This window comes from Chromobacterium sp. FG22, from assembly GCF_057809415.1.
This window is the reverse complement of the sequence record NZ_JBMDJX010000006.1, coordinates 129906-149614: the sequence shown is the minus strand read 5'-3', so window position 1 is coordinate 149614 and position 19709 is coordinate 129906. Positions and strand designations below refer to the sequence as shown.

Genomic DNA, 19709 nt, shown 5'->3' with positions numbered 1-19709 from the left:
CTCAAGAGCGAGCGGACTGCGCCAGGCCCTCGCACACCGGCTTTTGCGGATCGCCGGCCGGCAATTTGCCGCACACCTCGTCCAGCTGTCCGGCCAGCCGCGCCAGCGCCGCCGCCTGCTGTTGCTGCCGGCCCCAGGCCTTGAGCCGGTTCACCGCTTTTTCCAGCGAGCGCCGGTTGCGCTCGTAGAAGGCGCTGGGCGTGCCGCCCGCCTCCTTGAAAATGGCGCTGGCGGTGCTCTCTATCCGTTTCTCGTCTCCCGGCGCCAGTTCAATCGCCCCGCTCAGATAGCTGACGCCCCATTGCAGCCGCGTGGCCGGGCCGTTGGCCGCTTCGTAAGCCTGCCGGTACCAGTCCAGCGCCGCGGCCTTGTCGCCGCGCTGCTTGGCGTTGGAGGCCAGGATCAGCATGTGGTAGTACGGCGCGTGGGAACGGCTCAGTTCCGCCTTCAGCAGCGTATCGGATTCGTCCAGCCAGCCGGCTTGCGTCAGCAGGTCGGCGCCGGCGGTGATCACCGCCTGGCGTTCGTAAGGATTGGCTGTGGCCTTGTCCGCGGCCGCCACCCGCTGTTTGACTTCCTCGCGCAAGGATCGCGGCAGCTCGCCCTTGGGCTGGTTCAGACGCGCCAGCGCCAGCCGCGACGACAAGGCGCCCAGGCGGTCCGCGGTGGACAAACCCGCGTCCGCGGCCAGTTTTTCCAGCGCGGCGTCCCATTGCGCCGCCAAGGCCTGGCGCTCCGCCCCGTCCGCGCTCAGCGCCTTGACGATGTCGGCGGCGCTATTGATCAGGATGTCGGCGTTGGCGCGCGGCTGCGCCAAGGCGGCGCGCGCGACGGCCAGCCCCGCTGCGCGGTCCGGCGCCGGAGCGTCCTCGCCGGCAGCCGCGGCCAGCGCTTTCAGCTTCAGCCGCAGCGCGGTGGCCGCCGGCTGCGCCGGCGCCTTGTCCGCCAAACCCGCCAGCGTCGCCGCCACCTGTTTCTCCGGCACGATCTGCGCCTGATCGGTGTCCCAGGAATAATCCGCCAGCAATTGCCAATCGCCGTCCGCCAGCTTGTCCCCGGCCAAGGCCGCCTGCAGCAGCGCCTTCACCGGCCGCGCCGCCGCCAGCCCCAGTTCCAGCGTGCGCAGATAGCGCTCCGGGTCCACCTCGCCCGGCAGGCGAGTGATCTCGGCGCCGTCCGGCCGGAACAGAATCATGGTTGGATAGCCGCGCACCTTGAACTCGCTGCCCAGTTTTTGCGCGTCCGGGCTGTCCCCGTCCAGGTAGACCGGCACGAACTGGCGGGTGCGGGCGATGAAGTCCTGGCGGTTGAAAATGGTGGCCTTGACCTGGTTGCACGGCGGGCACCATACCGCGCCCCAGTACAGGAACAGCGGCTTGTTTTCCGATTTGGCCTTGGCGAAGGCCGCCGGCACATCGCCCTGCAGCCAGGCGATGCCGGGCGGCAAGGCGTGGCCGTCAACCGGCGCGGAGGCCGCCTGCGCCGGCAAGGCCAGGCTGGCGGCGACAAAAGCCAGCGAGATCAAGGTAAGCTTCATCGCAGAATTCTCTTAGAGTTGGTTTGTCGAACCATGCTAACGCAATTATTCGAACGTAATAAAGTGCAATCCCTTCTGTGCTTAGCGATAAAAAATCCATTGTCGCGCGCGCGCCGCGCAACACCGCCACTCCCGCCGCAAGGACACCGCGCATGACCGCCCTACCCGCCTACTGGCTTGGCCCCTTATTGCTGGAAGACGGCTTCGAACGCGACGCCGCCGGCCAGATCGTCACCACCGCCACCCGCCGCGCCCATTTGCTGATCGCCGACGGCCGCATCGCCGAACTGCGCTTCGACGCCGTCCCGGAAGACGGGCGGCCGCGCCGGGACGCGCGCGGCTGGCTGGCGCTGCCGGCCTTCGCCGACATGCACATCCACCTGGACAAAGGCCATTACGGCGGGCCTTGGCGCGCCGCCACGCCCTTCGTCAGCGTGGCGGAACGCATCCGCGAGGAACAAGGTTTCCTGCTGGATTTCCTGCCTGACACCCGGCGCCGCGCCGAAGCGCTGCTGGACCTGATCGCCGCCGACGGCGTCGCCTTCGCCCGCGTGCATTGCAATGTGGACCCGGTGGCCGGTCTCGCCACCATGGAGCAAGTGCGCCTGGCGCTGGACAGCCGCAAGCATTGGCTGGATTACGAGCTGGTCGCCTTCCCGCAGCACGGCCTGCTGTCCGGCGGCACCCTCAAGCTGATGGACCAGGCGCTGGCCTCCGGTTTCAATGTGGTGGGCGGGCTGGACCCGGCCAGCGTGGACGGCGACATCGAACGCTCGCTCCACGCCACGCTGGAGCTGGCGGTCAAGCACGGCGCACCGGTGGACCTGCATCTGCACGAGCGCGGCGAGCTGGGCGCCTATACGCTGGAACGGCTGGCGCGGCTGAGCGAATCGGCCGGCCTGGCCGGCCGGGTCAGCGTCAGCCACGCTTACTGTCTGGGGGAACTGGAACCGGCCCGGCTGGACCAGGTGTGCGCGGCGCTGGCCGCCAGCGGCATCGCCATCGTGTCGGCGGCGCCCATCGACGTGCCGATGCCGCCGCCGCGCGTCCTGGCCGCGCACGGCATTCCGCTGAGCCTGGGCAACGACAATATCAACGACCACTGGACGCCCTACAACAGCGGCAGCATCGTCGAGCGCGCCAGCCGTCTGGGCGAGCGCCACGGCTGGAACGATGAATACTCGCTGAGCCGCGCCTTGCGCCACATCAGCCGCGGCCTGACGCCGCTGGACGACGCCGGCCGCCGCGTGTGGCCGCAAGTCGGCGATGCCGCCGATCTGACCCTGGTGGACGCCTGTTGCTCCGCCGAGCTGATCGCCCGCCGCAAGCCGGTGCGCGGCGTGCTGCGCGGCGGCCGGCCGGGCTGGTGGGCCGAGGGCTAGGCCCAACCAAGCTTCGCCGCCTGAAAAACTCTTACAGCAACTCCAGCGCCATTGCCGTCGCCTCGCCGCCGCCTATGCACAGGCTGGCCACGCCGCGCTTGCCGCCGCGCTGACGCAGCGCCGACAGCAAGGTGATGATGATGCGCGCGCCGGAGGCGCCGATGGGGTGGCCCAGCGCGCAGGCGCCGCCGTGGACGTTGACCTTGTCGTGCGGCAGGCCCAAGTCCTGCATCGCCGCCATGGTCACCACGGCGAAGGCTTCGTTGATCTCGTAGAGATCGACGTCGCCGGCGCTCCAGCCCGCCTGGGCCAGCAGCTTGCGGATCGCCTCCACCGGCGCGGTGGTGAACCAGCCCGGCTCCTGGGCATGGGTGGCGTGGCCGACGATGCGGGCCAGCGGGCGGAGGCCGCGGCGCGCCGCCTCCTCCGCCGTCATCAACACCAGCGCGGCGGCGCCGTCGGAAATGGAGCTGGCGTTGGCCGGCGTCACCGTGCCGTCCTTCTTGAACGCCGGTTTCAGCGTTGGAATCTTGTCGACATTGGCCTTCAAGGGCTGCTCGTCGGTGTCCACCACCTGCTCGCCGCCGCGGCCGCTAACCGTCACCGGCGCGATCTCGTCGCGGAACAGGCCGTCGCGGATGGCTGCCTGGGCGCGGTTCAGCGAGGCGATGGCGAAGGCGTCCTGGGCCTCGCGGCTGAAGCCGTACTTCTCCGCGCACCATTCGGCGAACACCCCCATCAGCTTGCCCTTGTCGTAAGCGTCCTCCAGGCCGTCCAGGAACATATGGTCCTTGATTTCGCCATGGCCCAGGCGCAGGCCGGCCCGCGCCTTGGTCATCAGATAGGGCGCGTTGCTCATGCTCTCCATGCCGCCGGCCACCATCACCCGCGCGCTGCCGGCGCGCAAGAGATCATGGGCCAGCATCGCCGCCTTCATGCCGGAGCCGCACATCTTGTTGACCGTGGTGCAGTTCACCGCCAGCGGCAGGCCCGCGCCCAGCGCCGCCTGACGCGCCGGCGCCTGGCCCTGACCGGCCGGCAGCACGCAGCCGACGATGGCTTCGTCGATGTCCGCCGCCGGCACGCCGGCGCGCTCCACCGCGGCCTGGATCGCCGCCGCGCCCAGCTCCGCCGCCGTCTTGGCCGCCAAAGCGCCCTGGAAGCCGCCCATGGCGGTGCGCGCCATGCCCACGATCACGATGTCTTGCTGTTGCATTGCTCACTCCTCAAGTCGATTGCCGGGCATCCGCGCCGCGCTTGTCCAGCGTTTTCTCGCACTGATGCCGCAATTGGGAAATTTCGCTCAATACCACCTTGATGTCTTCCATCTGCTCCAGCAGCTGCTGTTCCTTGCGTTGCAGGATGCGGATGAATTCGTGCAGCTGCGGCGCGTCGTCGCTGGCCGCGTCGTAGAGCGCGAACAGCTCGCGGATTTCCTGCAGGGACAGGCCGATGCGCTTGCCGCGCAGAATCAGCATCAGCCGCACCCGGTCGCGCCGGCTGTAGATGCGGCGCTGCCCCGCCCGCAGCGGCTCCAGCAATTGCTGGTCTTCGTAAAAGCGGATGGTGCGCGTGGTCACGTCGAACTCCTGCGCCAATTCGGTAATGCTGTAGGTCTGCTCCGCCATCTTCCTCTCCCGCCTCCCCGGCGCCGCCGGACCATTCGCGCAACATTCGCCGTTGCGCTTGTCATTGTTGATTGACGTTAACGTAAACGTCAAGCTATCTTGAATACAGCATAGAGCAAATAGTCGAGGAAACAACATGCAAGCCAAAATCGCAGTGGTGGGCGCCGGCACCATGGGCAACGGCATCGCCCAGGTCTTCGCCAGCCACGGTTACGAAGTGCGCCTGGCCGACGTCAGCCAGGCCGCGCTGGACAAGGGCCTGGCCGCCGTCGCCTCCAGCCTGGCGCGCCTGGTGAAGAAGGATCAGCTGGCCGAGGCCGACGTCCCCGCCATTCTCGCCCGCATCCAGACCACCACCCGCCTGGCCGATCTGGCCGACCGCGACCTGGTGGTGGAAGCCGCCACCGAGAACGCCGCGGTCAAAGAAAGCATCTTCCGCGAACTGGCCGCCGTGGTGCGCCCTGACGCGGTGCTGGCGTCCAACACCTCGTCGATTTCGCTGACCCGCATCGCCAGCTGGGTCAGCCAGCCGGAGCGCGTGGTGGGCATGCACTTCATGAACCCGGTGCCGGTGATGCAGCTGGTGGAAATCATTCGCGCGCTGCAAACCGGCGACGCCGCCTACCGGCTGGTCTACGAATTGAGCCAGGCGCTGGGCAAGACCCCGGTCACGGTCAAGGACGCCGCCGGCTTCGTTTCCAACCGGGTGCTGATGCCGATGATCAACGAGGCCGCTTTCACGCTGCACGAAAACCTGGCCAGCGCCGAGGACATCGACACCGTGATGAAACTGGGCATGAACCATCCCATCGGCCCGCTGGCCTTGGCGGACCTGATCGGCCTGGACACCTGCTTGTCCATCATGGACATCCTCTACACCGAATTCCGCGACAGCAAATACCGCGCCTGCCCGCTGCTGGCCCAACTGGTGCAGGCCGGCCACCTGGGCCGCAAGAGCGGCAAGGGCTTTTACAGCTACGCCTGAGCCGGCGCCGCCGGCAACGGGCTTTACTCAAGATCAGACGGAGGCAGCACCATGACCCAGGCAGTCCCCACCATCAAATTGCTGATCGGCGGTGAATTCGTCGAATCCCGCAGCGCCGAATGGCGTGACATCGTCAACCCGGCCACCCAGGAAGTGCTGGCGCGGGTGCCGATGGCCACCCAGGACGAAGTCGACGCCGCCGTCAGCGCCGCCAAGACCGCCTTCGCCGGCTGGAAGAAAACCGCCATCGGCGCGCGCGCGCGCATCTTCCTGAAATACCAGCAGCTGATCCGCGAGCACATGAAGGAGCTGGCGGCGCTGCTGACCGCCGAGCAAGGCAAGACCCTGGCCGACGCCGAGGGCGACATCTTCCGCGGTCTGGAAGTGGTGGAGCACGCGTCCGCCATCGGCAATCTGCAACTGGGCGAATACGCGGAGAACGTCGCCGGCGGCGTCGACACCTATACCGTGCTGCAGCCGCTGGGCGTCTGCGCCGGCATCACCCCGTTCAACTTCCCGGCGATGATTCCGCTGTGGATGTTCCCGATGGCCATCGCCACCGGCAACACCTTTGTGCTCAAACCGTCGGAACAAGACCCGATGGTGACCATGCGCCTGGTGGAACTGGCGCTGGAAGCCGGCATCCCGCCCGGCGTGCTCAATGTGGTGCACGGCGGCGAACAGGTGGTCAACGCGCTGTGCGACCACCGCGACATCAAGGCGGTGTCCTTCGTCGGCTCCACCAAGGTGGGCACCCATGTGCACCAGCGCGCCAGCCTCAACGGCAAGCGCACCCAGTGCATGATGGGCGCCAAGAACCACGCCATCGTGCTGCCGGACGCCAATAAGGAACAGGCGCTGAACCAACTGGCCGGAGCCGCTTTCGGCGCCGCCGGCCAGCGCTGCATGGCGCTATCGGTGGCGGTGCTGGTGGGCGAGGCCCAGCAGTGGATTCCGGAGCTGGTGGCCAAGGCGCGCGGCCTGAGCGTGGGCGCCGGCAAGGACAACCCGGACCTGGGCCCGCTGATCTCCTGCGCCGCCCGTGAACGCGTGGCCGGCCTGATCGCCCGCGGCGTGGAAGAAGGCGCGCGCCTGGAGCTGGACGGCCGCGACATCCAGGTGGCCGGCTACGAGCGCGGCAACTTCGTCGGTCCCACCATCTTCTCCGGCGTCAAACCGGAAATGAGCGTCTACCACCAGGAAGTCTTCGGCCCGGTGCTGTGTCTGATGGCGGCGGACTCGCTGGACGACGCCATCGCCATCGTCAACGCCAACCCCAACGGCAACGGCACCGCGGTGTTCACCCAGAGCGGCGCGGCGGCGCGCAAATTCCAGGAAGAAATCGACGTCGGCCAGGTGGGCATCAACGTGCCCATCCCGGTGCCGGTGCCGCTGTTCAGCTTCACCGGCTCGCGCGGCTCCAAGCTGGGCGACCTCGGTCCTTACGGCAAACAGGTCGTGCTGTTCTACACCCAGACCAAGACCGTCACCAGCCGCTGGTTCGACGACGCCGCCAGCGGCGGCAAGGTCAACACCACCATTTCGCTGCGCTGACCGGGAGCCCGCCATGGATTTCGCACTGACCGAAGAACAAATCGCCTTTCAGGACAGCGCCCGCGACTTCGCCGCCAGCGAGCTCGCGCCGCGCGCCGCCGAATGGGACGAAGAGGAAACCTTCCCGCTGGAAGTGATCCGCCGCAGCGGCGAGATGGGTTTTCTCGGCCTGTACACGCCGGAAGCCTACGGCGGCCTGGGCCTGTCGCGGCAGGACTCCGCCATCGTCTTCGAAGAGCTGGCCGCTGGCTGCACCTCCACCGCCGCCTATCTGACCATCCACAATATGGTGGCCTGGATGATAGCCAGCTTCGGCAGCCCGGAACTGGCCGAGCGCTGGGTGCCGCGCATGGTCAGCGGCGAGTTGCTGGGCAGCTACTGCCTGACCGAGCCCGGCGCCGGCTCCGACGCCGCCTCGCTGAAGACCCGCGCCGAGCGCAAGGGCGAGCACTACGTGCTCAACGGCTCCAAGATGTTCATCTCCGGCGCCGGCAGCACCCAGGTGCTGGTGGTAATGGCGCGCACCGGCGGCCCCGGCCCCAAGGGCGTGTCCGCCTTCGTGGTGCCGGCGGACGCGCCCGGCGTGCAATACGGCAAGAAAGAGAAAAAAATGGGCTGGAACAGCCAGCCCACCCGCGCCATCACCTTCGACAATGTGGAAATCCCGGCCGCCAACCGGCTGGGCGAGGAAGGCCAGGGCTTCGCCTTCGCGATGAAGGGCCTGGACGGCGGCCGCATCAATATCGCCACCTGCGCGGTGGGCACCGCCCAGGCCGCGCTGGCCGCCGCCCAGCGCTATGTGCAGGAACGCCAGCAATTCGGCCAGCCGCTGGCCGAGCTGCAAAGCGTGCAGTTCCGGCTGGCGGACATGCTGACCGAGCTGGTGGCCGCGCGGCAGATGGTGCGGCTGGCGGCGTGGAAACTGGACCAGGCCAGCCCGGACACAGGCGCTTATTGCGCCATGGCAAAGCGGCTGGCCACCGATTTGAGTTTCAATGTGGCCAACAACGCGCTGCAACTGTTCGGCGGCTACGGCTATCTGAAAGACTTCCCCCTGGAACGCCATGTGCGCGACCTGCGCGTGCACCAGATTCTGGAAGGCACCAATGAAGTGATGCGGATGATCGTGGCGCGCAAGCTGTTGCAGGACGGCGCGCTGGAAACCCTGCGCTGAGCGAAGCCGGAAACATCCCTGATGCTGCGTTGCGCCGGCTCGCCGCGGGGTTTTCCGGCCTCCCTCATCCACACCGAATCCATAAAGGCATACGCTATGAACCACTACGCCCACCTGAACCTGGAAAAACGCGGCCACACCGCCGTGATCACCATAGACAATCCGCCCGCCAACACCTGGAACCGCGACAGCCTGAGCGCGCTGAAGCGGCTGGTGGCGGACCTGAACGCCGACCGCGACATCTACGCGCTGGTGATCACCGGCCAGGGTGAGAAGTTCTTCTCCGCCGGCGCCGACCTCAAGCTGTTCGCCGACGGCGACAAAAAGGTGGCCACTGAGATGACCATGCTGTTCGGCGAGGCCTTCGAGGCCTTGTCCGCCTTCCGCGGCGTCAGCATCGCCGCCGTCAACGGCTATGCGATGGGCGGCGGCCTGGAGTGCGCGCTGGCCTGCGACATCCGCATCGCCGAAGAACAGGCGCAAATGGCGCTGCCGGAAGCCGGCGTCGGCCTGCTGCCCTGCGCCGGCGGCACCCAGAACCTGCCCTGGCTGGTGGGCGAAGGCTGGGCCAAACGCATGATTCTGTGCGGCGAGCGCATCGACGCGCGCACCGCCGAGCGCATCGGCCTGGTGGAAGAAGTGGTGGCCAAGGGCCAGGCGCTGGACGCCGCGCTCAAGCTGGCGGAACAAGCCGCGCGCCAGTCGCCGTCCTCGGTGACGGTGTGCAAGCAACTGGTGCAGCGCGCGCGGCTGCAGCCGCCGGCGCACAATCTGATCCACGAGCGCGAAGGCTTCATCAAGCTGTTCGACACCCAGGACCAGGGCGAAGGCACTCGCGCCTTCCTGGAAAAACGCGCGCCGCAATGGAAGAACGCCTGACCCTCACCCAAGGACGAATCCGCCATGTCCAACCTGGTACTGTTTGAAGAACTGCCGGTCCGCGGCGGCCAGCGCATCGCCATCGCCACGCTGAACGCGGAAAAATCGCTGAACGCGCTGACGCTGGACATGATACGGCTGCTGGACGCGCGCTTGAGCGCCTGGGAGAACGACGACGCCGTGGTGGCCGTGCTGCTGCGCGGCGCCGGCGACAAGGCCTTCTGCGCCGGCGGCGACGTGCGCTCGCTGCGCGCCGCGCTGCTGGAAGACGGCGAGGTCTATCCCAACCCGCACGCCGTCGCCTTCTTCAGCGAGGAATACCGGCTCGACTACCGCATCCACCGCTACCGCAAGCCGCTGATCGTATGGGGCGGCGGCATCGTCATGGGCGGCGGCCTGGGCCTGATGGCCGGCGCCAGCCACCGCGTGACCACCCCGGCCACCCGCATCGCGATGCCGGAAATCACCATAGGCCTGTACCCGGACGTGGCCGGCAGCTGGTTCCTGCAACGGATGCCGGCCAAGCTCGGCCTGTTCCTGGGCCTGACCGGCGCGCCGCTGAACGCCGGCGACGCCTTGCTGTGCAATCTGGCCGACCACGTGCTGCCGGCCGACGGCCAGACCCCGCTGCTGACCGCGCTGCGCGATCTGGCCTGGGAGCAGCCGGCGGAACGCCACCACGGCCTGGTCAGCGCCCTGCTCAACGAGATGGAGCGCGACGTGGCGCTGCCGGAGGCCAACGCCGGCCGCAATCTGCTGGCGGTGCATCAGCTGATGAACCGCGGCAGCCTGGAAGCGGTGGCCGCCGCGCTGCGCGACACCGCCTTTGAAGACCCGTGGCTGGCCGGCGCCGCCAAGAGCTTCGCTCACGGCTGCCCGACGTCCGCCGCCGTCTGCTGGGAAATCTTCCAGCGCGCCAAACACCTGTCCCTGGCCGAGGTCCTGCGCATGGAGCTGGCGCTGTCGGTCAACTTCTGCGCCAAGCCGGACTTCCGCGAAGGCGTGCGCGCGCTGCTGGTGGACAAGGACCGCGCGCCGCAATGGCATTGCCGCGAGCTGGGCGATATTCCGCCGGGCTGGGTGGACAGCCATTTCGATTCGCCATGGACGGAGGCCGACCACCCGCTGGCCGCGCTCCAATAACAATCGAGGAGAGAGAAGATGCAAACCATCGCCTTCATCGGCCTGGGCAATATGGGCGGCCCCATGGCCGCCAACCTGCTGAAGCAGGGTTATCAGCTGAACGTGTTCGACCTGTCCGCCGACGCGCTGGCCAAGCTGGTCGCCGCCGGCGCGCGCGCGGCCGCCAGCGCCGCCGACGCCGTCCGCGGCGCCGACGCGGTGATTTCCATGCTGCCGGCCGGCCGCCACGTGGAAGGCCTGTACCTGGGCGAGTCCGGCCTGTTCGCGCAACTGCCGGCCGGCGCCCTGGTCATCGATTGCAGCACCATAGACGCCGCCACCGCGCGCAAGGTGGCCGCCGCGGCCGACGCCGCCGGCCTCAAGATGCTGGACGCGCCGGTATCCGGCGGCACCGCCGCCGCCGCCGCCGGCACCTTGACCTTCATCGTCGGCGGCGCCGCCGCCGAGCTGGAACGGGCGCGGCCTCTGCTGCAAGCCATGGGCAAGAACATCTTCCACGCCGGCGCCGCCGGCGCCGGCCAGACCGCCAAGATCTGCAACAATATGCTGCTGGGCATCCTGATGGCCGGCACCGCGGAGGCGCTGGCGCTGGGCGTGAAGAACGGGCTGGACCCCAAGGTGCTGTCCGACATCATCAGCCAGAGCTCCGGCCGCAACTGGGCCACCGAGCTGTACAACCCCTGGCCCGGCGTGATGGAGAACGCGCCGGCCAGCCGCGGCTACAGCGGCGGCTTCATGACCGAACTGATGCTGAAAGACCTGGGTCTGGCCGAGGAAACCGCGCTGCACAGCCACGCGGCCAATCCGCTGGGATCGCTGGCCCGCAATCTGTACGAGGAACACGCGCAGGCCGGCTTCGGCAAACTGGACTTCTCCAGCATCCTCAAGCACTTCCACCCGCTGGATTGAGTACTGTCGCGCGGCCCCGCCTTGGGGCCGCTGACAAGGCTCCGGAGACCAGCCGCCACGCATTTGGCGCGGCAAGCCCATCCGGGCGGTGCTGAATGACGGTCAATGCTTGGCCAGGCCGAAGAAACGCCGGATCTTGTCCACCAGCTCCGCCCGCTGCGGCGAGCCGTGGCCCTCCTGCCAATCCTGCGGCAGCTTGCGGGTGCGCTCGGCCAGGCGTTCCGCCAGAATCGACGAGATCGCCTCGGCCAACTCCTTGCGCGAACTCAGAATAGACTGGAAGGACTCCTTGTCCAGCCGCAGGCACTCCACATTGGAACGCGCGATCACGGTGCCGCTGCGCGCCTCGCCGGTCATCAAGCCCATTTCGCCGAAGAAGTTGCCGCCTTCCAGCACGTCCACCAGCTTGCGGCTGCCGTCCGGCAGGTTCACCCACACCTCTACCTCGCCGCTGAGCATGATGTAGAGCCAATGCGCGACCGCGCCCTGATGCATGATGATGTCGCCGGTGACGAAGGGCGTGAACTTGAGCTGATCGGCCAACACCACCATTTCCTCGTCGTTGAGGCTGGTCAGCAGCTCCACCTTGCGCAGCGCCTGCACCCTCTCCTCCAGGTGCTTCTTCATCCGCGCTTCCATATACTTTTCATTGTCCTTGATGGTCAGCACATTGTAGTGCGGCGAGGACATTTTCAGATTATGGCGGCGCAAGGCGGCGTCGATATGGGTGCGCACCACGGAATCGGTCAGATCGTCGGCGGCGAGATCCGTCAGCCAGTAACGCACCGCGTACTTGCTGTAGCCGTTCTCGAAACCCATCAAAATACAGTTGGGCTCCGGCGACAAGGCCACGCCGGGCAGTTGCGCCTCGCGCAAGGAGCGCTCCACCACGGTGATGATCTGATTGGGCAGCGTGTCCCAGTTGATGTTGAACCACACCCAGCGCCGCCATTGCAGCGGGCCGCCCTGGTGCTTGCCCAGGATGGCGAACTGCCCCTTCATCAGCTGGCTGTTGGGAATCACCACGGTTTCCCAGTTGCGGGTTTCCACCAGGGTGGCGCGCCAATTGATTTCCACCACCCGGCCGGACAGCTCGCCGGACTTGATCCAGTCCCCCACCTCCACCGAATTATCCAGTTGCAGCGACAGACCGGCCAGGATATTGCCCAGCGTGTCCTGCATGGAAAACGCCAGCACGCCGGTGATCACCGCCGAGGTGGTGACGATGTGGCTCAGGTCCAGGCCGGCCAGGCGCAAGAGCACCAGGCCCCAGCCCACGCAGCCCAGCACCAGCAGGATGTCTTCCAGAATGCGCGGCGGATGCAGGCGCAGCAAGGGCAGGAACAAGCGCATCAACATCATCGCCCACAGCCGGATCAGCGCCAGGCCCAGCACGATGATGGCCACCTGCTTGATCCACTCCGCCACCGCCTGATCGCCCTGCGGGCCCAGATTGATCACCACCAGCGCAACGGCGGCGGCTAGCAGCGAACGCAGCGTCGACTTGCGGGCTTCCGGCCGCAGCAGATAGAGCAAGGCGGCGCAGGCGGCCGTCAGCGCCACGAACAGCGTCAGACTGTCGTGCCACGCCTGAGGGATCAGCTTTTCCAGCCAGCTAACCGTCGGGGCCGTATCCATGCCGCCTCCGCGATGAAATCTTTGATGGGAAACCGCCGATGGCGGCGCCGCTGCGGCAGGGAAGAGGGGAAAACAACAGGCCGGCCGCTTTTCATTGATAGTCCATCGCGGCGGATAAAAAAAATCCCTCCCGTGTAGGGAGGGCTGCAAGGTATCGGGGAAGTGTAATCGCCGGAGCTGGGGAGCCGCCGGAATCACAGCGCCCTGCTATACCAGTGCAGCGCGCAATTGAATGCTACACATTCCCATAGCATTTAGATATGAGTACATTTACTTAGCAAGCATGTCTCGCAGTACAGGTTCCACATCGTCCGGCGTGGTCAGCCTGCGGATGCGCTCGAACAAGGCGCCGGCCTCGGGCCAGGTGCGCTTGAGCTGCCCCAGCCATTGCTTGGTGCGCGCCACCGGGTAGCGTCCGTCTTCGGACTGGACGCGGCACTGCAGAAACAGGTCCAGCACCCAGGGCTGCATCTCGCTCCAGGGCATGGCTTCGGCGCCGTCCCCGCGCTTGATGCGCAGCGCCAGGTCCGGGCAGGCCACCAGGCCGCGGCCTATCATCACCGTGTCGCAGCCGCTTTGCTCGCGGATGGCGCGGTAATCGTCCAGCGTCCACACCTCGCCGTTGGCCACCACCGGCACCGCCACGCTCTCGCGGATGCGGGCGATCCAGTCCCAATGCGCCGGCGGCCGGTAGCCCTCCACCTTGGTGCGGCCGTGCACCGCCAGTTCCTGCGCGCCGCCGGCTTCCAGCGCCCGCGCGCATTCCAAGGCCCGGCTTTTGTCTTCATAGCCCAGCCGCATTTTGGCGGTGACCGGTATTTCGGCCGGCACCGCCGCGCGCACCGCCTGGACGATCTGGAACAACAGCTCGGGATCGTTGAGCAGGACGGCACCGCCGCGATGGCGGTTGACAGTGGGCGCCGGACAGCCGAAATTCAGGTCTATGCCCGGCGCGCCCAGGCTGGCGGCCTTGGCGGCGTTCTCGGCCAGACAGGCCGGGTCCGAACCCAGCAACTGCACCCGCACCGTGACGCCGGCGCGGGTCTTGCCGCCGCGCGCCAGCTCCGGGGCCAACCGCATGAAAGTGCGGGTGGGCAGGAGCGCCGAGGTGACGCGGACGAACTCGGTCACACACAGATCAATGCCGCCCACCCGGGTCAGCACATCGCGCATCGCCTCGTCCACCAGGCCCTCCATCGGGGCAAGAACCAATTTCATTGCAAACATCGCCGGAAAAAAGGCGAATATTGTACCGCAAAGCGGGGAAAGGCATTCAATGCAAATCGCCATCCGCCAGGCCGGCGCGGAATCCGTCCGCTGCTGGCTGCCCTTATTCCTGGCCTACCTCGATTTCTATCAGGTCGCGCAGCCGGCGGAAGCCTGCGCCGCCTTCCTGGAACAGCGGCTGAGCACGGGCGAAGCGGTGGTCTTCCTGGCGGAAGACGCCGCCGGCGTCCAAGGCTTCGCCCTGCTCTATCCCGGCTTCTCCTCGCTCGCCCTGCGCCCGCACTGGCTGCTGCACGACTTGTTCGTATCGCCGGCCTGCCGCGGCGGCGGCGTCGGCCGCGTATTGCTGGAGCGTTGCCAGGCCCATGTCGCCGCGCTGGGCGGCGGCCTCACGCTGCAAACCGCGCACGGCAATCTGAACGCGCAGCGGCTGTACGAACAATCCGGATTTAAACTGGATAGCGAATTCCGGGTCTATGAATGGAGCCCCGGATAAGCCGGGCGCGCCGGAGCTCGCCTTGACGCGCCGCCAAGCGCTGCGGCATCCTTCGCCCCCTTGATGACATTGCCCAATGGAGCCGACATGAAACAGCATCGCGTCATCTTCGACACGGACCCTGGCCTCGACGACGCGGTCGCCATCCTGTTCCTGCTGGGCGCAAGCGCCGACATCGAGCTGCTCGGCCTGACCACGGTGGCCGGCAACGTGGGCGTGGAACTGACCACCCGCAACGCCCGCATCGTCTGCGAATGGGCCGGCCGCGGCGACGTGCCGGTCTACGCCGGCGCCGACCGGCCGCTGGTCCAGCCCTACCAGGGCGCCGAACACGTGCACGGCGCCAGCGGCCTGGACGGCGCGCCGCTGCACGAGCCCGCCATGCCGGTGCGCGCCGAACACGCGGTGGACTTCATCGTGGACACCCTGCGCCGCGAACCGGCCGGCAGCGTCACCCTGTGCCCGGTGGGCCCGCTGAGCAATATCGCGCTGGCCTTGCGCCGCGCGCCGGACATCGCCGCGCGCATCGGCCGCATCGTGCTGATGGGCGGCGGCTATTTCGCCGGCGGCAATATGACTCCGGCGGCGGAGTTCAACATCCACACCGACCCGCACGCGGCCGACATCGTGCTGCGCTGCGGCGCGCCCATCGTGATCTTGCCGCTGGACGTCACCCACCAGGCCACGACCACGCCGGCGCGCGTGGAATGGCTGCGCGGCCTGCCCAACCGCTGCGGCCCGCTGGCGGCCGCGCTGCTGACTTCGCTGGAGCGCTACGACGTGCAAAAGCTGGGCCAGGACGGCGCGCCGGTGCACGACCCCTGCGTGATCGCCTATCTGCTGCGCCCCGAGCTGTTCCGCGGCCGCGAAGTCAACGTGGTGGTGGAACTGGCCGGCCACTACACCACCGGCGCCACCGTGGTGGACTGGCACGGCGAATCCGGCCGCGCGCCCAACGCGCTCTACCTGACCGAGGTGGACGCCGACGGCCTGTTCCAGCTGATGGCCGACGCCCTCTCCCATCTGCCGTAAACCCAAGGAGGCCCCATGAAAATCGCTCCCGGCATTTATCGCCATTACAAAGGCCCGCTCTATGAAGTGCTGGGCACCGCCACCCACTCCGAAACCGGCGAACTGCTGGTGATGTACCGCGCGCTCTACGGCGAATTCGGCCTGTGGGCGCGCCCGGCCGGCATGTTCGAGGAAAGCGTCGCGCACGAGGGCCAGACCCTGCCGCGCTTCGCCCTGGTCAAGGCGTTCTGAGCGCCACGATGCGCATTTTCCGCACCGATCAGTTCCCGCTGCCGCTGCCGCCCGGACACCGTTTCCCGGCGCAGAAGTACGCCTTGCTGGCGCAGGCGGTGGCCGGCTTCGCCGCCGAGGCGATGGACGCCGCGCCGGCGGCCAGCCGCTACGAGCTGGCGCTGGCCCACGACGACGCCTACCTGGACAAGGTGTTCAACGGCGCGCTCAGCGCCGCCGAGCAGCGCGAGATCGGCCTGCCCTGGAGCCCGCAGCTGCTGGAACGCAGCCGCCGCTCGGTGGGCGCCACCATCGCCGCCGCCCGCTGGGCGTTGACGCGCGGCTGCGGCGTCAACCTGGCCGGCGGCACCCACCACGCCGGCCGCGCGATGGGCAGCGGGTTTTGCGTGTTCAACGATATCGCCGTGGCCGCGCGGCTGATGCTGGACGAGGGCCTGGCCCGCCGCGCGCTGGTGCTGGACCTGGACGTGCACCAGGGCGACGGCACCGCCGCCATCACCCGCGGCGACGCGCGCATCTTCACCTTCTCCATGCACGGCGCCGGCAATTTCCCCTTCCGCCGCGAAGCCGGCGATCTGGACATCGAACTGCCGGACGGAACCGGCGACCAGACCTATCTCGCCGCCCTGGCCGAACACCTGCCGCGCCTGTTCGCCGCCGATCCGGACCTGGTCTTCTACCTGGCCGGCGCCGATCCCTACGCCGGCGACCGCCTGGGCAAGCTGGCGCTGAGCCGGGACGGCCTGGCCGCGCGCGACCGCATGGTGCTGGAAGCCTGTCGCCAGTCCAAAGCCGCCGTCGCCGTGGTCATGGGCGGCGGCTACGCGGTGCCCATAGAAGACACCGTGGCGATCCAGACCGAAACCGTGCGCCTGGCCTGGCAAATCTTCGGCGCCGAGGGACAGATCGCCCGCCCCGGCGCGACTCATACACACCCACCCCGTCAATGGAGTCCGACATGAAAACCGCAACCTTCGCCGGCGGCTGCTTCTGGTGCATCGAAAGCGCCTACAACCGCCTGGCCGGCGTCCACAGCGCCGTATCCGGCTATAGCGGCGGCCCCGGCGCCCACCCCAGTTACAAGGAAGTCTGCGCCGGCCGCAGCGGCCACGTGGAAGCCGTGCAAATCCGCTACGATCCCGCCCAGATAGACTACGACACCCTGCTGCGCGCCTTCTTCGCCCTGCACGACCCCACCACCCTCAACCGCCAGGGCAACGACGTCGGCCCGCAATACGCGTCGGTGCTGTTCTATCACGACGAGGAACAACGCCAGGCGGCGGAGCGCATGATGGCGGAGCGGGCCGGCGATTACCCGGCCCCCATCGTCACCCGGCTGGAAGCCGCCGCGCCCTTTTATCCGGCCGAAGACTATCACCAGCAATACTTTGATCAACATGGCCACGAACCCTATTGTCAAATGGTGGTTGCGCCAAAATTGGCCAAGTTTCAGCAATATTTTTCTGTTTACTTGAAGAAATAAGCCACACCCTGCCAGGGGCGAGCCCAGCTCCCGGCTTGGTTCGCGCGCCCCGGACATCGCCGCTATAATCCGGCTCAGTAGCGGCGATGCCCAGATTGGCTGCGCGCCGGACGAACCCAATCTCCCCATGGCAGACAAGCACAGCATCATCACTGCATTCCGCACCGCCCTCACCCGTCACCTGGACCTGTTGCGCACCGCCTCCCCGCGCGGACGCCTGGCCTGCGCCGTGTTGTGGCTGCTCACCTTCGCCCTCTTGCTGGGCCAATCGGTGGCGCTGGACCTCAACCAGCAGCATCAGGAGCACCAGCAGGTGCACGGCCTGATTCTCTCCAGCCTGCAGACCCGGCTGCAGGAAAGCGAGATGCTGCAACAAAGCGTGGTCGACATCGTCGATCAGGAAAACAGCCTGCGCGAACAACGCATCCGCCTCTTGGTGGAATCGCTGGCGCGCGAACAGCCGCAGCTCTACTTCATCGGCTACCAGCCGCTGGTCAGCCACGCCTACCGCCGCGAGTTCGAGCGCATGCGCAGCCAGCTGCAAGGCCAGCCCTACCGCATCCGCGACTACCAGCACCAGCAGGACAACGCCTGGGACCAGCAGCAAGCCTGGCGGCTGGCGGCCAAACGGCCGCGCTACCTGCCGCTGAGCATGGCCGAACCCGGCCTCGCCTCGGACGACTGGCGCGAAATGGGCCTGGACCTGCTGGCCGACAGCGTGCTGGCGCCCACCGTCCACCGCGCGATGGGCCAGGGCGAAGCGGTGTCCCCGGTGTTACGCCTCAACAACGGCAAACAGGGCCTGGCCTTCTTCTCCGCCGTCTACAACACCGAAGCGCCGTCCCCGGTGCCGCTGGTGCGCAGCGAACAGACCGCCGGCATGGTGGTGCAAGTGCTGTCCCTGGACAGACTGGTCAGCCTGACCCCCAATATGGCGACGCGCTACAGCGTGGCGCTGCAACGCAAGGACAGCGCGCCCAGCGGCTACGACCCGCTGATCTACCGCCACCAACAGCAGGACCGGCCCGGCTGGCTGGCGCAATGGCTGCTGCCGGCGCTGGAAATCCGCAAAAGCCTGGACACCCCCTATCTGCCCTACGAGCTGACGGTGCGCCGCCAGCTCAGCTTCGACCGCACCGCGCCGCTGGAGCTCTTGCTCAGCGCCCTCTTCTCCATGGTGCCGGCCTACCTGCTGCTGATCATCCTGGCGCTGCTGGCGCAAAACCGCCAGGCGCAGGAACAGGCGCAAGACCGGCTGCACCGCGAGCGCGAATACGCGATGGTGGCGCTCAGCGGCATCAGCGACGCGGTGATCAGCATCGACATCGATCTGAGCATCCGCTACCTCAACCCGGCGGCGGAAACCCTCCTCGGCCTGAAGGCGCTCGACGCCGCGCAACGCAAGCTGCACCAAGTGGTGAGGCTCAACTACGAATTTGCACGCCAGGTGGAAGAAGACCCGGTGCACAAGGCCATCCAGCGCCGCGAAACCGTGCTGCTGGCGCAAAACTGCTACCTGATACGCAGCGACGGCGAAAAACTGCTGATCGAAGGCTCGGTGTCCCCGCTGCCCGGCCGCGACGGCCGGCTGATGGGCGCGGTGCTGACCTTCCGCGACACCGCCCCCATCCGCCGCCGCATGCTGGCGGCGCTGGAAGCCAGCGAAACCCGGCTGCGCCAGCACGAAATGGAGCTGGCCCGCGTCGCCCGCATCAACACCATGGGCGAAATGGCCTCCGGCATCGCCCACGAGATCAACCAGCCGCTGTCCGCCATCATGAGTTACTGCCAGGCCGGGCTCAGCCTGCTGGAAGACGAAGAACCGGACATGGCCATGCTGCGCCGCGCGCTGGACTCCTCCGTCACCCAGGCCAGCCGCGCCGGCCAGATCATCCAGCGCCTGCGCGAGTTCGTGATCAAGAAAACCCAGCAATTCAACCCCATAGACCTGAACCAGGTGGTGGGCAATGCGCTCAACCTGCTGGAATACGAACTGAAAACCCACGATATTCATATTGAGCAGAATATTTGCCACGACCTGCCATTGGTCTACGCTGACAACATACAACTGGAACAAGTGGTGCTGAACCTGATGCGCAACGCGCTGGACGCCATGGAAACCGTCGCCCCCTGGGGGCGGCTCAGCATCGCCACCAGCCTGAACGGCCGCTGGATCCGGCTGAGCATAGGCGACAACGGCGCCGGCATCGCGCCGGAATTGCTGGACCGCATCTTCGCGCCCTTCTTCAGCACCAAGGCCAGCGGCATGGGATTAGGCCTGGCCATCTGCCAGACCGCCATAGAAGCGTTCGGCGGCAAGCTGAGCGCGCGCAATAAATCAACCGGCGGCGCGGAATTCATCATTGAACTGCCGCAACGGGACGCGCCGCCGTCAACGGGGTAACCGGCAG

18 protein-coding genes are annotated in these 19709 nt (G+C 67.4%); 13 read left to right on the top strand and 5 right to left on the bottom strand.

Annotated elements, in window-relative coordinates; genetic code table 11:
* Position 1: 1 nt before the first annotated feature.
* Positions 2-1537: a thioredoxin family protein gene (locus ACODSD_RS08310; RefSeq protein WP_488877156.1), complete on the bottom strand. Its 1536-nt coding sequence runs from the start codon at positions 1535-1537 to the stop codon at positions 2-4.
* A gap of 152 nt (positions 1538-1689) precedes the next feature.
* On the opposite strand from ACODSD_RS08310, the gene ACODSD_RS08305 reads away from it, so the two are divergent.
* On the top strand, positions 1690-2919 hold the full coding sequence (locus tag ACODSD_RS08305; protein WP_488877155.1) for an amidohydrolase: 1230 nt from the start codon (positions 1690-1692) through the stop codon (positions 2917-2919).
* Positions 2920-2950: 31 nt separating this feature from the next.
* Here ACODSD_RS08305 and ACODSD_RS08300 read toward each other — a convergent pair whose 3' ends face one another.
* Together ACODSD_RS08300 and ACODSD_RS08295 are read right to left on the bottom strand one after the other, a co-directional pair.
* Positions 2951-4135, bottom strand: coding sequence for an acetyl-CoA C-acyltransferase (locus ACODSD_RS08300; RefSeq protein WP_107799237.1), 1185 nt, complete (start codon positions 4133-4135; stop codon positions 2951-2953).
* Positions 4136-4145: 10 nt separating this feature from the next.
* Positions 4146-4547: a MerR family transcriptional regulator gene (locus ACODSD_RS08295; RefSeq protein ID WP_019101375.1), complete on the bottom strand. Its 402-nt coding sequence runs from the start codon at positions 4545-4547 to the stop codon at positions 4146-4148.
* 136 nt (positions 4548-4683) lie between these two features.
* On the opposite strand from ACODSD_RS08295, the gene ACODSD_RS08290 reads away from it, so the two are divergent.
* The 6 genes from ACODSD_RS08290 (at position 4684) to mmsB (ending at position 11191) form a co-directional block, all read left to right on the top strand.
* The gene (locus tag ACODSD_RS08290; RefSeq protein ID WP_166450735.1) at positions 4684-5532 is read left to right on the top strand and encodes a 3-hydroxybutyryl-CoA dehydrogenase; all 849 of its coding nucleotides are present in this window, start codon (positions 4684-4686) and stop codon (positions 5530-5532) included.
* A 51-nt stretch (positions 5533-5583) separates the two neighbouring features.
* A complete protein-coding gene (locus ACODSD_RS08285; RefSeq protein WP_488877154.1) occupies positions 5584-7086 on the top strand; it encodes a CoA-acylating methylmalonate-semialdehyde dehydrogenase in 1503 nt (500 codons plus the stop codon).
* Between the two features lie 13 nt (positions 7087-7099).
* Positions 7100-8260: an acyl-CoA dehydrogenase family protein gene (locus ACODSD_RS08280; protein ID WP_488877153.1), complete on the top strand. Its 1161-nt coding sequence runs from the start codon at positions 7100-7102 to the stop codon at positions 8258-8260.
* Positions 8261-8356: 96 nt separating this feature from the next.
* Positions 8357-9139, top strand: coding sequence for an enoyl-CoA hydratase (locus tag ACODSD_RS08275; protein WP_488877152.1), 783 nt, complete (start codon positions 8357-8359; stop codon positions 9137-9139).
* A gap of 24 nt (positions 9140-9163) precedes the next feature.
* Positions 9164-10282, top strand: coding sequence for an enoyl-CoA hydratase/isomerase family protein (locus ACODSD_RS08270; protein WP_488877151.1), 1119 nt, complete (start codon positions 9164-9166; stop codon positions 10280-10282).
* A gap of 18 nt (positions 10283-10300) precedes the next feature.
* Positions 10301-11191: a 3-hydroxyisobutyrate dehydrogenase gene (mmsB, locus tag ACODSD_RS08265; protein ID WP_488877150.1), complete on the top strand. Its 891-nt coding sequence runs from the start codon at positions 10301-10303 to the stop codon at positions 11189-11191.
* A 102-nt stretch (positions 11192-11293) separates the two neighbouring features.
* On the opposite strand, the gene ACODSD_RS08260 is transcribed toward mmsB, so the two are convergent.
* Positions 11294-12829 carry a mechanosensitive ion channel family protein gene (locus tag ACODSD_RS08260; protein ID WP_107799244.1) on the bottom strand — a complete coding sequence of 512 codons (1536 nt, stop codon included), beginning with the start codon at positions 12827-12829 and terminating at the stop codon, positions 11294-11296.
* Positions 12830-13099: 270 nt separating this feature from the next.
* Entirely contained in the window at positions 13100-14047 is a 948-nt protein-coding gene (locus ACODSD_RS08255) for a tRNA dihydrouridine synthase (RefSeq protein ID WP_107799245.1), read from the bottom strand.
* A 58-nt stretch (positions 14048-14105) separates the two neighbouring features.
* On the opposite strand from ACODSD_RS08255, the gene ACODSD_RS08250 reads away from it, so the two are divergent.
* The 6 genes from ACODSD_RS08250 to ACODSD_RS08225 all read left to right on the top strand — a co-directional run bounded on the left by ACODSD_RS08250 (position 14106) and on the right by ACODSD_RS08225 (position 19702).
* Positions 14106-14552: a GNAT family N-acetyltransferase gene (locus ACODSD_RS08250; RefSeq protein WP_488877149.1), complete on the top strand. Its 447-nt coding sequence runs from the start codon at positions 14106-14108 to the stop codon at positions 14550-14552.
* A gap of 87 nt (positions 14553-14639) precedes the next feature.
* Positions 14640-15584: a nucleoside hydrolase gene (locus ACODSD_RS08245; protein ID WP_107799247.1), complete on the top strand. Its 945-nt coding sequence runs from the start codon at positions 14640-14642 to the stop codon at positions 15582-15584.
* Positions 15585-15599: 15 nt separating this feature from the next.
* A complete protein-coding gene (locus ACODSD_RS08240) occupies positions 15600-15815 on the top strand; it encodes a DUF1653 domain-containing protein (protein WP_043593565.1) in 216 nt (71 codons plus the stop codon).
* 8 nt (positions 15816-15823) lie between these two features.
* Positions 15824-16777, top strand: coding sequence for a histone deacetylase family protein (locus ACODSD_RS08235; RefSeq protein WP_107799248.1), 954 nt, complete (start codon positions 15824-15826; stop codon positions 16775-16777).
* On the top strand, positions 16774-17298 hold the full coding sequence (gene msrA / locus ACODSD_RS08230) for a peptide-methionine (S)-S-oxide reductase MsrA (RefSeq protein WP_488877148.1): 525 nt from the start codon (positions 16774-16776) through the stop codon (positions 17296-17298). The genes ACODSD_RS08235 and msrA overlap by 4 nt, the downstream gene beginning before the upstream one ends.
* Before the next feature lie 127 nt (positions 17299-17425).
* Positions 17426-19702 carry an ATP-binding protein gene (locus tag ACODSD_RS08225; protein ID WP_227108154.1) on the top strand — a complete coding sequence of 759 codons (2277 nt, stop codon included), beginning with the start codon at positions 17426-17428 and terminating at the stop codon, positions 19700-19702.
* The last annotated feature ends 7 nt before the right edge of the window (positions 19703-19709 follow it).

Excerpts from the sequence above, each read along its gene's own strand:
- ACODSD_RS08310 (WP_488877156.1), bottom strand. The coding sequence starts at position 1,537 with ATGAAGCTTACCTTGATCTCGCTGGCTTTTGTCGCCGCCAGCCTGGCC.
- ACODSD_RS08305 (WP_488877155.1), top strand. The coding sequence starts at position 1,690 with ATGACCGCCCTACCCGCCTACTGGCTTGGCCCCTTATTGCTGGAAGAC.
- ACODSD_RS08300 (WP_107799237.1), bottom strand. The coding sequence starts at position 4,135 with ATGCAACAGCAAGACATCGTGATCGTGGGCATGGCGCGCACCGCCATG.
- ACODSD_RS08295 (WP_019101375.1), bottom strand. The coding sequence starts at position 4,547 with ATGGCGGAGCAGACCTACAGCATTACCGAATTGGCGCAGGAGTTCGAC.
- ACODSD_RS08290 (WP_166450735.1), top strand. The coding sequence starts at position 4,684 with ATGCAAGCCAAAATCGCAGTGGTGGGCGCCGGCACCATGGGCAACGGC.
- ACODSD_RS08285 (WP_488877154.1), top strand. The coding sequence starts at position 5,584 with ATGACCCAGGCAGTCCCCACCATCAAATTGCTGATCGGCGGTGAATTC.
- ACODSD_RS08280 (WP_488877153.1), top strand. The coding sequence starts at position 7,100 with ATGGATTTCGCACTGACCGAAGAACAAATCGCCTTTCAGGACAGCGCC.
- ACODSD_RS08275 (WP_488877152.1), top strand. The coding sequence starts at position 8,357 with ATGAACCACTACGCCCACCTGAACCTGGAAAAACGCGGCCACACCGCC.
- ACODSD_RS08270 (WP_488877151.1), top strand. The coding sequence starts at position 9,164 with ATGTCCAACCTGGTACTGTTTGAAGAACTGCCGGTCCGCGGCGGCCAG.
- mmsB (WP_488877150.1), top strand. The coding sequence starts at position 10,301 with ATGCAAACCATCGCCTTCATCGGCCTGGGCAATATGGGCGGCCCCATG.
- ACODSD_RS08260 (WP_107799244.1), bottom strand. The coding sequence starts at position 12,829 with ATGGATACGGCCCCGACGGTTAGCTGGCTGGAAAAGCTGATCCCTCAG.
- ACODSD_RS08255 (WP_107799245.1), bottom strand. The coding sequence starts at position 14,047 with ATGAAATTGGTTCTTGCCCCGATGGAGGGCCTGGTGGACGAGGCGATG.
- ACODSD_RS08250 (WP_488877149.1), top strand. The coding sequence starts at position 14,106 with ATGCAAATCGCCATCCGCCAGGCCGGCGCGGAATCCGTCCGCTGCTGG.
- ACODSD_RS08245 (WP_107799247.1), top strand. The coding sequence starts at position 14,640 with ATGAAACAGCATCGCGTCATCTTCGACACGGACCCTGGCCTCGACGAC.
- ACODSD_RS08240 (WP_043593565.1), top strand. The coding sequence starts at position 15,600 with ATGAAAATCGCTCCCGGCATTTATCGCCATTACAAAGGCCCGCTCTAT.
- ACODSD_RS08235 (WP_107799248.1), top strand. The coding sequence starts at position 15,824 with ATGCGCATTTTCCGCACCGATCAGTTCCCGCTGCCGCTGCCGCCCGGA.
- msrA (WP_488877148.1), top strand. The coding sequence starts at position 16,774 with ATGAAAACCGCAACCTTCGCCGGCGGCTGCTTCTGGTGCATCGAAAGC.
- ACODSD_RS08225 (WP_227108154.1), top strand. The coding sequence starts at position 17,426 with ATGGCAGACAAGCACAGCATCATCACTGCATTCCGCACCGCCCTCACC.